At 68.5% G+C, this 13,535-nt stretch carries 7 protein-coding genes; 6 read left to right on the top strand and 1 reads right to left on the bottom strand.

The features are described from left to right. Positions 1 to 47: 47 nt before the first annotated feature. Genes GL259_RS15550 through GL259_RS15565 form a run of 4 tightly spaced genes read left to right on the top strand, consistent with a single transcriptional unit; the run spans position 48 to position 11,552 of the window. A complete protein-coding gene (locus tag GL259_RS15550; protein WP_243762569.1) occupies positions 48 to 4,517 on the top strand; it encodes a DEAD/DEAH box helicase in 4,470 nt (1,489 codons plus the stop codon). Then, complete coding sequence (locus GL259_RS15555) at positions 4,514 to 6,427, top strand: UvrD-helicase domain-containing protein (RefSeq protein ID WP_166461500.1); 1,914 nt, start codon at positions 4,514 to 4,516, stop codon at positions 6,425 to 6,427. Before GL259_RS15550 ends, GL259_RS15555 begins: the two co-directional genes overlap by 4 nt. After that, positions 6,424 to 9,687 carry a helicase-related protein gene (locus GL259_RS15560; protein ID WP_159533192.1) on the top strand — a complete coding sequence of 1,088 codons (3,264 nt, stop codon included), beginning with the start codon at positions 6,424 to 6,426 and terminating at the stop codon, positions 9,685 to 9,687. Before GL259_RS15555 ends, GL259_RS15560 begins: the two co-directional genes overlap by 4 nt. Beyond that, complete coding sequence (locus tag GL259_RS15565) at positions 9,684 to 11,552, top strand: DUF1998 domain-containing protein (RefSeq protein ID WP_159533194.1); 1,869 nt, start codon at positions 9,684 to 9,686, stop codon at positions 11,550 to 11,552. The genes GL259_RS15560 and GL259_RS15565 overlap by 4 nt, the downstream gene beginning before the upstream one ends. Before the next feature lie 11 nt (positions 11,553 to 11,563). On the opposite strand, the gene GL259_RS15570 is transcribed toward GL259_RS15565, so the two are convergent. Beyond that, entirely contained in the window at positions 11,564 to 12,211 is a 648-nt protein-coding gene (locus GL259_RS15570) for an ATP-binding protein (RefSeq protein WP_159533196.1), read from the bottom strand. A gap of 235 nt (positions 12,212 to 12,446) precedes the next feature. Between GL259_RS15570 and GL259_RS15575 the strand changes: the two genes are divergently transcribed. Together GL259_RS15575 and GL259_RS15580 are read left to right on the top strand one after the other, a co-directional pair. Then, the gene (locus tag GL259_RS15575; RefSeq protein WP_159533198.1) at positions 12,447 to 13,295 is read left to right on the top strand and encodes a helix-turn-helix transcriptional regulator; all 849 of its coding nucleotides are present in this window, start codon (positions 12,447 to 12,449) and stop codon (positions 13,293 to 13,295) included. Beyond that, complete coding sequence (locus GL259_RS15580) at positions 13,292 to 13,504, top strand: DUF397 domain-containing protein (RefSeq protein ID WP_159533200.1); 213 nt, start codon at positions 13,292 to 13,294, stop codon at positions 13,502 to 13,504. Before GL259_RS15575 ends, GL259_RS15580 begins: the two co-directional genes overlap by 4 nt. Positions 13,505 to 13,535 lie beyond the last annotated feature (31 nt).

The following is a 13,535-nucleotide window of genomic DNA, read 5'->3' on the forward strand; positions in this document are numbered from 1 at the left end:
GAACTCCCGTCACCCCTGAAGGCGCCGAGACGATTCTCCGGATGAGCATGTCGCGTAAGCGTGGCGGCCAGATCGGTCGTTTCGGTGTAGGCGTCAAATCCGTTCTCGTGGTGACCGACGCCCCGCAGTTCTTCAGCCGTACGGGCTCCTTCGGTTTCGATCGCGAGTGGGCCTACGGAAAGATTCGTTCCGTTCCCGAGGTCACGGCCCGTCTCGGCGAGAAGTTCGAGGCTCCGGTGCTGCGCATGGCCCGTCCGTTGGACGAGACCACCGAGCGTGCCGCCGACCCCGTCCTCGACGAACTCCTCGGCTGGGCCACCACCGTCGTCCGGCTCCCGCTGCTCGACGGCGCCGCCGATCGGCTCGGCCAGGATATGCACGGTGGGCAGTCGGCCGGTGGCCGTGAGGAGTTTCCCATCGGGTTCCAGCTTTTCTCACCGCACGTCGCCAAGGTGATCCTGGAGGACCGTCGTCCGCGCCCCGTCGTACGGCGGACCCTCACCGTGGAACGTGAGCAGGAGCTGCACACCGTACGTGAGGAGCGACCCGGTCGGCAGCCTTCGGCCGGCAAGTGGCGGGTGTTCACCCTCACCCACGAGCCGACCGCCACCGCCCGTTCCAGCGCGGGCGAGTTGCACGACCGCGTCGCCCTCGACATCTCGTGGGCCGTGCGCGAGTACGAGAAGGACACCACCACCGGGCTCCTGTCCTCGCCCAAGGGGCGGGGCAGATTCTGGTCGTTCTTCCCGACCAAGTACGAGATGACGCTGAGCGGAATCCTCAACGGAGCGTGGAAGACCAATGAGGACCGACAAAACCTGTTGGATTCCTCTCCGTTCAACCAGGAGATGATCCAGGTGGCAGCTCGTCTGGTGGTCGAGTCGCTGCCCGGGCTGGCACCTGCCGAGGACCCGGCCGCGTACCTTCCCCTCCTCCCCGGACGTACCCGCGAGTCGGAGACCGTCAGTTGGGCAGACCGCTACCTCACCGAACGGATCTGGGAGGCCACCGCCCATTGCCCTTCGCTGCCGGACCAGGACGGCCGGCTGCAGGTGCCCCGCGACCTGAACGTCCACCCGTCGCTCGGCAAGGACAACAAGTCGCTGGTCCGCTGGCTGACCATGTGGAACTCGTACCCCGGCCGGCCCACGAACTGGCTGCACCCGTCCGTGGAGGCCACGGACCTTCGCGCCGGCAAGGTGGAGCACATTCTCAAGGCCGCCAAGCGCGGACGAGCTTCGGTGCGGGAATGGTTGGAGGCCCTGGTGGCGGACGGCACCGCCGAGGCGTCCGCCACCGCCGTCCGCATCATCGCCGACATGATCCAGTCGTCCTCGCCGTACGTGGAGGAGGCCCGCACGGCGAAGATCGTGCTGACCGAGGACCACGGCATGGTGGCCCCGGTCGTGGGCAAGGTGTTCCGCCGCACGGACCAGGACGGACTGCGCGAATCCCTCGTGTACGTCGACGCCGCCCTGTCCGACGATCCGTCGCTCGCGAGCGCCCTCGCCGTGCTCGGGATCCGTGACGCGGACGTGCGGGGCCGCTTCGTCAGCGTCCTGGAGCAGGGCTTCGACTCGTACGGCCCTCAGGAGTGGACCCGGTTCTGGGAACTGTTCCACCAGGCCGGAAGCAACCACCTGTCGCACGAGGTGGTCCGGCGCGTTCCCACCCCCCTGTCAACGCTGTACGTGCGCACCGCGGACGGCCGTTTCCGACCGATGCGTGACTGTCTTCTCCCCGGCCCCGTCGTGACGCCGGAATCGGATCCTTCCGTCGCCGTCGACGCCCGTTTCCACTCCGATGACATGGCCTTCTTCCGCGAGGTGGGGCTGCGCGACCGGCCCACGGGGGGACACCGTCCCGAGGAGGAGCCGTGGTTCGAGCAGTACCGCGAGGTCATGCACAAGGCGTACTGCGCGACCCTGCCCAACCAGGCATCCCGTCCGACGCTCTCTCGGATAAGACTGGAGGGCGCCGCGGTCGGCGGACCGTTGCACCTGTTGCCCGGACTCTCGGATGAGGCCAGGGCCAAATTCCTGCAGGTGTTGTCCGACGACGCTCTCGTCGACAACTGGACGCTGCAGGTCGGGGCACAGGTCAGCACCCGTCGGGCCGTGGCCTCGCCGATGCGCTGGATGCTCAAGCGACACGGCCTCGTCCCGACCTCGCAGGGGATCCGTCCGATCGGCGAAGCGGTCGGTCCTCAGCTCACGGCATACAGCGATGTGCTGCCGGTCGCACAGATCAGCGCCGAGAAGGCCCGCAAGCTCCGTCTCGCCGTGAGCGTCGAGGACGTGCCCGACTCGTTCTGGAGTCAACTCATCGACAAGCTCCAGCAGAGCGAGGACGACGTGTTCGTCGGCAACACGTACGTGCTTCTGACCCGCCTGGAGGTGTCCTTCCCGGACGACTCGCTCACCCGCTGTCGCATCGGTGACGCGTGGGGCACACGGCCGGACGGCGAGATCGCCGTCGCCTCGTCGCAGGAGGAGTATCGGACGCTGCGCTCCGAAGGACTGCCCGCCCTGCTGACCGCGTCGGCGGAGGACGCCGCACTGCTCGTCAAGCAGTGGGGGATGCTGCCGTACGCCGACGTGATCAGCCGTGAGACCCGTCATGAGCCCGTCGGCGAGGCGGTCCCGCTCAAGGAGGTGTACCCCACGCTGCGGCAGCTGCGCGGCTCACAGGTGGACCAGTACACGCTGCAGCGGTGCAGCGTCCTCGAAGAGGTGACGCGCACCCCCAACGGCATGCGTCCCCGGACGCTGAACAGCAGCCTGCAGGGATCCACGATCCTCGTGCTCGACCCCGTCACCCCGCTCGAAACCCTGATGGCCGTGGACCGTGAACTCCAGTGGCGCATGGGAGAGCACGGATGCAGGCAGGTGTTGGAGGCGCAGCGGCGTCAGGAGGAGGACCAGAAGGTCAAGAGCGCGCTGAAGGCCGTGCGCGAGGCCGACGACGTGGTGACCAAACTGCTGCTGCTGTTGGGGGCCGAAACCTTGCGGGACCGTCTCCCGGCCGGCCTGATGGACGGCGAGCGCGCGGAGAACGGTGGAGCCGAGCCCGACGGTTACCGCATCGCGCAGATGGCGTTCAACGCGCACGGGGACGGCATCCTGCAGGTCCATGCCCGTGACCTGCAGAGTCTCTACCCGGCCCAGGCCCCGTCATCGTTCACCGGCGCCTCCACCGCGGTGGCGTTCGTGGCGGACCTCCGTTTCCCCGATGCCTTCGCCGGATTCCGGGCACCGTCGTTGGAGCCTCGGATCGACGTGGACGGTCCGCGCCACTTCCCGCGACTGCACGACTACCAGGAGCGGCTGGCCGCCAACGTCTTCGCCATGCTGGACCGGATCGTCCCGCAGCGCGGCATGCTGTCCCTGCCGACCGGCGCGGGTAAGACACGCGTCACGGCCGAGGCAGTGATCCGTTGGGTGAAACAGGAGAAGCAGCTCGACGGTCCGATCCTGTGGATCGCTCAAACCGAGGAGTTGTGCGAACAGGCAGTCCAGAGTTGGAAGTTCGTCTGGGAGAAGGTCGGAGCCGAGACACCACTGGCGATCAACCGACTGTGGTCGACGAACGAGGCGGCCCCCGTCACCGACCGACCGCAGCTGGTCGTCGCCACGGACGCCAAGCTCCAGCAGCCGAACTGTCTCGCCGCCGACTCCTACGCCTGGTTGCGTGACGCCGCCCTCGTCATCATCGACGAGGCACACACCGCGATCACGCCCCGCTACACCGAGATCCTGGCGCACCTGGGCCTGACAGCCTCACGCACCGACCGTCATCTCCTGGGGCTCACCGCGACGCCGTACCGCAACACCAACGATGACGAGACGCGTCGCCTGGTCAACCGCTTCGGTGGCCGTGGCCGGCGTCTGGACGACGACGTCTTCCCTGGCGGAGACGCCTACGCCGAACTCCAGAGGCTCGGCATGCTGGCACAGGTCGAGCATCGGCTCCTGCCGGGCGGAACGATCACCCTGACCCGTGAGGAGAAGCAGCGCGCCGAACAGTTGAGCATCCTGTCCAGGGCGGCCGAGCAGCGCCTCGCCGACGACCACGACCGCAGCACCCGCATCATCGCCGAGATCTCGGCCATGCCGGAGGACTGGCCGGTGCTGGTCTTCGCGACGTCCGTCGACCACGCCAAGTACCTGGCGGCAAAGCTCCGTGACCTGGACATCACGGCCGCCGCCGTCGACTCGACCACCTCGGCCAGCGACCGACGTCGACGCATCGACGGCTTCCGGACGGGACGCACCCGGGTCCTCACCAACTACGGCGTTCTGACCCAGGGCTTCGACGCCCCCGCCACCCGAGCCGTCGTGGTCGCCCGCCCCGTCTACAGCCCCAACGTGTACCAGCAGATGATCGGGCGCGGTCTGCGCGGCCCTCTCAACGGCGGCAAGGAAACCTGCCTGATCCTGAACGTCCGCGACAACATCCAGAACTTCGACACCGCCCTCGCCTTCACCCAGTTCGAGCACCTGTGGAGCAGCAAGTGACCGACCCCTACGGCGACAGCCCTCCGCTCACCGACGAGCAGCGGGCTGTCGTCGACCTCCCCTGGGACACCCGCCTTCTTGTCACGGCAGGGGCGGGATCCGGCAAGACGCACACGGTGGTACGGCGCCTCGACGCCCTCGTGGGCCACGAGGCCCCCGAGGAGGCGCTGGAGGCGGGCGAGATCCTCGTCCTCAGCTTCTCCCGCGCCGCCGTCCGCGAGCTGCAGGACCGGATCGCCCGACACGGCGACCGGGCACGCAGGGTGCGGGTCCAGACCTTCGACTCGTGGGCATACCGGCTTCTCGTACAGGCCTACCCCGACGAGGAGTGGGCGGCTCGCAGCTTCGACGATCGTATCCGCGCGGCGACGGACGCGATCGAGAAGGGCGCTGTGGAGGCCAGTGAGCTCGGCGCTCCCTCGCATGTGGTGATCGACGAGGCGCAGGACCTGGTGGGCGATCGCCGGGAGCTGGTGGAGGCGTTGCTCGACCGGTTCCAGCGTTCGTGCGGATTCACCGTCGTCGGCGACTCCGCCCAGGGCATCTACGGCTTCCAGATCGAGGACCGGACGGAGCGGGCCGGGGAGACAGATCGGTTCTTCACCTGGCTGCGAGAGTCCTACGACGACCTCGTCGAACTCAGCCTGACCGAGAACTTCCGGGCGAAGAGCCCCGAGGCACGCACCGCCCTCCCCCTCGGCTCCTCTCTGCAGAAGCTGGCGGTGTCCCCGGGTGGTCAGGAGGCCACGGCCGAGAAGCTCCACGCCGAGCTGCGCGACCGTCTTCTCGGCCTGCCGAGCTTCGGTGATCTGGCCGGCGGGTTCGCGTTGGACGTGTTGAAGACGTTCCCCGACACCTGCGCGATCCTGACCCGCGACAATCGTCAGGCTCTCGCCGTCTCGGAACTCCTTCACGAACACGGGGTGGAACACGCGCTGAAGCGTTCGCTGCGGGATCGACCCGTGCCGTACTGGGTCGCCGAACTGCTGCGCCGAACCGAGTCCTTGACGCTCACCGAAGGCCGGTTCCTGGAGCTGCTCGCGGAGATCCCGCTGCCCGAGGGCGTCGAGCCCCAACGGTGCTGGCGGTCGTTGCGTGCCGCGACCCGCCGCACAGGCCGCGGCCTCGTCGACGTCGCCGCCGTGCGGCGTCTGGTGGCCGAGGGGCGCTTCCCCGACGAGTTGGGTGACCCGGAAACGGCTCGGTTGATCGTGTCGACGGTGCACCGGGCCAAGGGCCTGGAGTACGACCGAGTGCTGCTGCTGTCGCCGCCCTCCGTCGCCGAGCTGCGGAAGGCGCACGAGGATCTGGATGTGCCGGCCGAGGCGCGGGCCCTCTATGTGGCCATGACACGGGCTCGCCAGGACCTGTACCCCGTGACCGGCCCCGAGACCTCCCGCATACGCCGCCACCGTCCCAGCGGCCGCTGGTACCTCGGCGGTTGGAAGAAGTACGAGCGTTACGGCATCCAGACCGTGGCCGGAGACATCCACAGGGAGGAGCCTCCTGGCGCGCACGACGCGGACATGTCCGCGACCGATACGCAGACCTACCTGCTGGAGCACGCCCGCCCGGGTGAGGCGGTGACGTTGCGGATGCGTCACCCGCTGCCCGCCGGACCGAACCAGAGCCCACCGTACGACCTGGTCCACCGTGACCGGATCATCGGCGAGGCCTCCGAGCGCTTCCGCCGGGACCTGTACGCGGTAGAGATGATCTCGCGGTCGTGGAACATCACGTGGCCCGCCGAGATCGTCGGCCTGCGGGTGGACACGCTGGAGACGGTCGCGGGCAGTACGGCGGCCGGGGCCAACGCGGGTCTGGGCCCCCACGGGGTGTGGCTCGCGCCTCGGATCACCGGAATCGGAAGGTATCGACGCGGCGAACGCGTCGGGGAGGAAGAAGGATGACGCACGGGAAAGGCCCGCACGCCGAGCACTACCGGGTTCGTGAGGAATTGGTGGCCCGGTTGCGCCGCGAGCTTCTCGGTCCCGACGTCGAGGCGGGCGACGATCCGGTCGAGGTCCTCACCCAGGACGCCCCGATCACCCGCTACCCGATCGGTGTGCTGTTCCCGAGGGCTGCCGACCGCGATGCCCGTCAGAAGCAGGAGGAGGACATCGCCGAGGAGGACGGGCTTGACGAGGCACCGCTGCTCGGCAACGACAGCCCCGACGAGACGGGGGGCCCCGCCGAGCCGCCGGCCTCCGGTGACCGGCGCCCCTCGTCCATGGGCCTCACTTTCGCCGTGGCACCCGAGGTGAGCTCCGAGATCGTGATCTCCGCGCGAGCCGCCGTGTACGACCCCGTGGACGCCGAAGGCCGGCCGGTGTCGGCCGAGCGAGCGGAGGCCCGGACCACGAGTGACCAACGTGAGCATTGGCGTCGCCGGGAACTGGAGCTGCCGGACACCCCGGTCGACATCACACGGCCCGGTCCTCTCGATCCGGCTCCCGTTCTCGCCGACGGCGTGGAACTGCACGTCCTCGTACGACCGGTCAGCGCTTCCTCCGGCACTGTCACCGTCACGGTCACCCTGATCAACAAGCAGGTCGTAAGCGAGCGGGAACTCCAGGACGCTTTCGCCCTCTTCCAGCCCAGCCTGACGATCCGGGCGGCCAACGGCGCCTCCGCCTTCGTGGAGCGTCCCGCCGCTCTGTCCGCCGTCGACTCGGAGCTGGCCACGAGCCGCCTGCTGTACCGCCATGCCCCCACCTTCGCCGTGGGGCACGGCTGCTCCGCCCATTGGGACTGGACGCCCCCGCCGGTCGGCCTGACCGACATAGAGCGTGCCGCGATCGACGAGATCCGCTCCGAGTTCGTACCCACGCACGAAGTACTGCTGACCGACTCCAACCCGGAAATCGAGAAGCTCTGCAGCTCGGCACTCGGCATGCTCGGCCTCGCCGAGCGCCCCGACTCCGAGGTGCTCGACGCGTTGCGCGGGCTGGCCCGGGGTTATGAGCAGTGGATCGAGGCCAAGGCCTCGGAGGCCGGCGCACTCGCAGGAACCCCCTACGAGGAGCCCGCGCGCGAACGGCTCGACGCCTGCCGCGAAGCTCTCGGACGCATGCGGGAGGGCATCCGGATCCTGGCTGACACGGACAAGCCGGAGGTCATGGAGGCCTTCCGGATGGCCAACCGGGCGATGGCGGAACAACGTGCGCGCAGTGCCTGGGTGAAGGGCGGCCGTGAGGGTACGCCCGACCTGTCGGTCCAGCGCTGGCGGCCGTTCCAGATCGCGTTCATACTCCTGTGCCTGCGTGGCATCGCCGACCCGAACCACCCCGACCGCAAGATCTCGGACCTGCTCTGGTTCCCCACCGGTGGCGGCAAGACCGAGGCCTACCTCGGCCTGATCGCCTTCACCACGTTCCTGCGTCGACTGCGCCACGAGGCGGACGGTGGCGGCGTCACCGTGCTCATGCGATACACGCTGCGTCTGCTCACACTCCAGCAGTTCGAACGCGCCACGATCCTCATCTGTGCGATGGAGCTGATGCGCAGGGCCGACCCGGAGCGCCTGGGTGAGGAGGGCGTCTCGATCGGCATGTGGGTCGGTAAGTCGGCTACGCCGAACGATCTGAAGACGGCCGCCGAGAAGCTGCTCAAGCTGCGCGGAGGGCAGAACCTGCAGAAGGAGAACCCGGTCCAGCTGCACGCCTGCCCCTGGTGCGGCACGGCACTGGACGCTCACAACTACTCGGTGGACGAGGAGAACGTCCGTATGGACGTCCGTTGCCCCGGCTCCGGCTGCGAGTTCGCCTCCGGTCTGCCGGTTCACCTCGTGGACCAGACGGTCTACAGGGCCCGCCCGACCCTCGTCATCGCCACTGTCGACAAGTTCGCCTCCATGCCGTGGCGCGAGCAGACGGCGGCACTCTTCAACCTGGACCGTCCCGGCGACGCGACTCCACGTCCGGAGCTGATCGTCCAGGACGAACTCCACCTGATCTCCGGTCCGCTGGGAACTCTGACCGGCTTGTACGAGACGGCCGTCGACGCCCTCGCCGACCAGCCGAAGGTGATCGCCTCCACGGCGACCATCCGTCGTGCGGCCGACCAGGGACGGCGCCTCTTCGACCGGGACGTGCGTCAGTTCCCGCCGGCCGGTCTGGACGCGCGGGACTCCTGGTTCGCCGTGGAGACCGGTCGTGACGCCAAGGCCAGTCGACGTTACGTGGGGCTGCTCGCCCCCGGTACCAGCCAGTCGACCCTTCTCATCCGCACCTACGCGGCCCTGCTCCACCAGGCCATGTGCGCGGAGACGAGCGACGAGGTCCGGGACGCGTACTGGACACTGGTCGGCTACTTCAACAGCCTCCGCCTGCTGTCGGCCGCCGAGCTCCAGGTGAACGATGACGTCGAGGACTATCTGAGGCTCCTCGCCGACCGCGACGGCACCGAAGTGCGTCCCTCCAACCGGTACTCGGAGCTGACGAGCCGGGTCGACGCGAGCCTGATCCCGGCTCGGCTCAAGGAGATCGAGAAGCGCTATCCGGACCCCGACGTCCGCGACGTCCTCCTGGCCACCAACATGATCGCCGTCGGCGTCGACGTGGACCGTCTCGGCCTGATGGCGGTGATGGGTCAGCCCCAGACCACGGCCGAGTACATCCAGGCCACCAGCCGCGTGGGCCGTGCCCACCCGGGCCTGGTCGCCGTGATGCTGAACTCTTCCCGTCCCCGGGACCGTTCGCACTACGAGAACTTCCTGCACTTCCATTCCGCGCTCTACCGTGAGGTGGAGTCGACGTCCGTGACGCCGTTCTCCGCCCGATCGCGCGACCGCGGTCTGCACGCCGTGATCGTGGCGCTGGCCCGCATTCTCATTCCCGAGGCCCGCGAGAACGATGCCGCCGGTCGGATCGACACGTACGTGGATCGTCTGCGTTCGGAGATCAAGCCGTTGTTGACGAGCCGCGTCTCCCAGGTCGCTCCCGAGGAACTGCAGGACACCTCCGACGCTTTCGAAGAATTCGTCGACTGGTGGGAACAAATGGCGGACGGGCACGGCGGACTGCTGTACGAGCCGCGCCGCGGCAGTCCCACTCCTGCTCTGCTCACACCGTTCGACGACGAATCCCCGGACGCCGGCCCCTGGTCCACCCTGTGGAGCCTGCGCGACGTCGACGCCGAGTCCGCTCTCTTCCTGGAGGCTTCCCGATGACCCCGCCCTCCGCGCGGCGCCGCCGCCGTACCGACGGTGACTCGGCCGTGCCCCGCCTCGCCCTGCCTCGTCGTGGGTCGGTCCGCCGCTCTCAGATGATCACCACGTACGGCGTCGGATCGCTGATCGCCGTCGACAACGAGTCGTTCATCGTCTCCGGCATCGACGACGCCTACCGGAGCTGGCCCCTCGATGAGGCGCCGATCATCCACGAGCACCGTCTCGCCCGGGTCCTGAGGGTGAGCCACTTCCGGCTGCCCCCTTCCTCCGAGGACACGAGCAAGGACGGGGTACGCGTCCGGCGTTTCCCGCTGTGGCACTCGTGCCCGAGGTGCCAGGCTCTGCAGCACGTCCGGGACTTCAATCCTCCCGCCGGTAAGAACGTCTGCACGGACTGCGACGACGAGCCCCTTGTACCGTCCCGATTCGTCATGGCCTGTGAAGACGGACACCTCGCCGACTTCCCCTATTGGAAGTGGCTGCACCGCAAGAACCGCGAGGAAGGCGCGACCGGGCGCTGTGGCGGGCAGATGAGCATGCGCTTCTCCGGCCGGAGTGCCTCGCTGCGTTCCGTGATCATCTCGTGCACGTGCGGTGTGCCGGAGGTGTCCATGGAGGGTGCCTTCCGCCGCTCGGCCCTGACCGACCTCGGGGTGCGGTGCGAGGGCAGGCGCCCCTGGCTCAAGAACGCACCCGCCGAGTTCTGCAAGCAGACGCCCCGTACGCTTCAGCGCGGTTCGTCGGCGGTCTGGCAGCCGGTGCTGAAGTCCGCTCTCTCCATCCCCCCGTGGAGCGACGGGCTCGCCGACAAGCTCTCCGAGCACTGGGAGAACCTGCGCGCGTACTCGTCCCGCTCGGAGATTGAGATTTACCTCAAGGGAGCGTTCCGGGGCGACGACTCCGTCTCGGTCGACGCCGTCATGGAGTTGCTGGCGGCCGAACAGGCGGAAGACCCGGCTCAGGAGGGCGAGTCCGACGTCAGTGCGGTGAGCCCCTATCAGGCGCTGCGCCGCCAGGAGTACGAGCGGCTCTGTGCCGGCAACGCTCTGCAGGACCAGGGACGCGAGGAACAGTTCATCTGTGAACCACCGGTCTCGGACCCGGCTGTCCTCGATCCGTTCGGTGTCCGCAGGCCGATGCTGGTCAAGCGCCTGCGCGAGGTACGGGCACTCAAGGCATTCACACGCATCGCGGACCCTGAGTCGGGTTCCGAAGGCCATGAGGCAGCCCTGTCCCTGACTCCCACCGACTGGCTCCCGGCGATGGAGGTGCGCGGCGAGGGCGTCTTCGTGCGCCTCGACGAGAACCGGCTGGACGATTGGGCCGAGTCGATCGCGGTGGCCGCCCGAGTCGATCGCGTGCGCACCAACCACGACCGCATGCTGAGAGAACGGGCCACGAATCCTGCGGACGTGCCCTCCTCGCCCGCCACACCCCGACTGGTGTTGCTGCACACCCTGGCACATGTGCTGATCAACGAGTGGAGCCTGGACGCCGGTTACCCTGCCGCAGCACTGCGCGAGCGCCTGTACACGGACGACACCATGGCCGGCTTCCTCATCTACACGGCGACCAGTGACTCCGCCGGCAGTCTCGGCGGCGTGGTGGCCCAGGGGGAGCCGGACCGCCTCGCCGAAGCGCTCCATTCGGCGCTGAGGCGGGCCGCCTGGTGCTCGGCCGATCCGCTGTGCATAGAGGCACGGTCGTCCGGCATCGGGGGCGCGAACATGGCAGCGTGTCACGCCTGCGCGATGCTCCCCGAGACGAGCTGCGAGCACAACAACATCCTGCTCGACCGGGCTCTGCTGGTGGGCACTCCGGAGGAACCCTCGGTGGGATTCTTCCGACAGGTCCTGACGACCTGAGGCGAGCAGCCTCACCACCCACTCTCCGACAGGGCGGCTTCGCAACGGCTCTGCGCGCGGTCGAGCACCTCGTCCGCGTCGCAGCCGTGGGCTTGAAGCCAGTGGAGGAAGTCCGTGATGACGTCGATCACGGACTCCTCCGCCACCGCCCGACTCACCCTGCCGGGCCCCGGTCCGTAGGAGCAGGTCGGCGGCCTCAGCGTCGCGTACACGTCCAGCAGCGCCTCGGCCCGGGTCACCGACGGATCCTCCGGGTGGCCGGCCGGTGGGGTGAGCCCGGTGGCCAGTTCGCACCACGTCACCTTGCGGGCCTCGTGGAGCTGGACGCCCCAGCGGTCGGTGAGGGCGTCGACGAGTGCCATGCCCCGTCCGCCCTCGGCGTCGACTTCCGCGGCGACGAGGGTGGGCAGGGCCCGTGTGTCGGGGTCGTGGATCTCGATGCGCAGGTACGTGCCGTTCATGGAGACCGCGAGCGAGGCCGGAGTGCCGATGCCGACGTGCGTGACGACGTTGGAGACGAGTTCGCTGACACAGAGTTGGGCCGTGTCGACGAGCTCGTGCAGACCCCACGCCGTCAGACGGAGCCGTACGACGCGGCGCAGGGTGGCCACCTCCTCGGGGCGGGCGGTGAACTCCACGTCCCACGGCTTTCGCGTCATGCAACTCTCCTGGATCACGAGGTCTCTCCCATCGGGGTTCCGCCCTGCCCTTCGCGACGCACCACCGGAGCGTGACGATCGCTCACTCTGTGTCGCCCGATGCGTTCAGGATGGAGCTGGCTCATCCCGTCGTGCAATGTGCACGATGGGATTCCCACTTCTGTGTGATTGGCAAGGGGTCCTCTTGGCAGGAGACTGAACTCTCGCTACGCACCATGCGGTCGAGGGGATGGACATGGCCGGTTCACCGACGGCGCGCCGTCGGCGTCTGTCGATCGAGCTGAAGAAGCTCCGGGAGAGGAGCGCACTGACCTGCGCCCAGGTCGGACAGGCGCTGGACTGGAGCGGCTCCAAGGTCAACCGCATGGAGACGGGCAGCGGCAGGGTCCAACCGTCCGACGTCGACGCACTGTGCCGGTTCTACGACACGAGTGACGAACTGCGTGAGTTCCTCAAGTCACTGGCACGGGAGGCGAAGACGCGCGGTTGGTGGCAGGTGCACGGTGCGGGTGTGCCCGAGTGGTTCAACATCTACATCGGCTTGGAACAGGACGCCTCCACGCTCCGCCAGTACCAGTGCGAGCTGTTGCCGGGCCTCATGCAGACCGAGGCGTACGCCCGTGAACTCCACACGACCGGCGCGCACATGTCGGCCGAGGACATCGACCGGGCCGTGCGGGTGCGGCTGGAGCGCCAGGAGATGCTGACGCGGCCGGACTCCCCCGATGCCTGGTTCATCGTGAACGAGGGTGCCGTGCGCAACGTCATCGGCGATCGGGAACTCATGCGGGAGCAACTCGAGCGGGTTCTGGAAGCCGCCGAGTCGCCGAATGTCACCCTGCAGGTCCTCCCCTTCGACTCCGGCACCTACCCGGCCACCGGCTCCTTCACCATGCTGGGTTTTCCCGCCCCGGAAGACCCGGACCTGGTGTACCGCGACGGCATCACGGACGCGGTCTACCTGGAGGGCGAGCATCATGTGCGGGAGTACACGCGGGCGTTCGACGGTTTGCGTGCCGCGGCCCTGAGCCCTCAGCGCTCCGCCCAGCTGATCGAGTCCGTCGTGAAGGAGTACTCGAGGTGAACACCACAGAGCCCGCGGGGCGCCCTCCGGTGTGGGTCAGGTCGTCGTACAGCAACGGCGCGGGGGGCGAGTGCGTGGAGTGTGCGATCAGCCGGGACCACATCCTCGTGCGGGACTCCAAGGGCACGGGAGTCCCCGTGATCACCGTGGGGCACCGCGCCTGGGACTCCTTCCTGCGAGCGCTCCGAGGCGGTCGGCGGGCGCACTGACCCGTCTGCCCCGCGATCCCGTCGCCCTCGG

It is taken from the genome of Streptomyces sp. Tu 3180 (assembly GCF_009852415.1).
Taxonomy (GTDB): Bacteria; Actinomycetota; Actinomycetes; order Streptomycetales; family Streptomycetaceae; genus Streptomyces.

Coding starts and splice junctions, on each gene's coding strand:
- GL259_RS15575 (WP_159533198.1), top strand. CDS start 12,447: ATGGCCGGTTCACCGACGGCGCGCCGTCGGCGTCTGTCGATCGAGCTG.
- GL259_RS15570 (WP_159533196.1), bottom strand. CDS start 12,211: ATGACGCGAAAGCCGTGGGACGTGGAGTTCACCGCCCGCCCCGAGGAG.
- GL259_RS15560 (WP_159533192.1), top strand. CDS start 6,424: ATGACGCACGGGAAAGGCCCGCACGCCGAGCACTACCGGGTTCGTGAG.
- GL259_RS15550 (WP_243762569.1), top strand. CDS start 48: ATGTCGCGTAAGCGTGGCGGCCAGATCGGTCGTTTCGGTGTAGGCGTC.
- GL259_RS15565 (WP_159533194.1), top strand. CDS start 9,684: ATGACCCCGCCCTCCGCGCGGCGCCGCCGCCGTACCGACGGTGACTCG.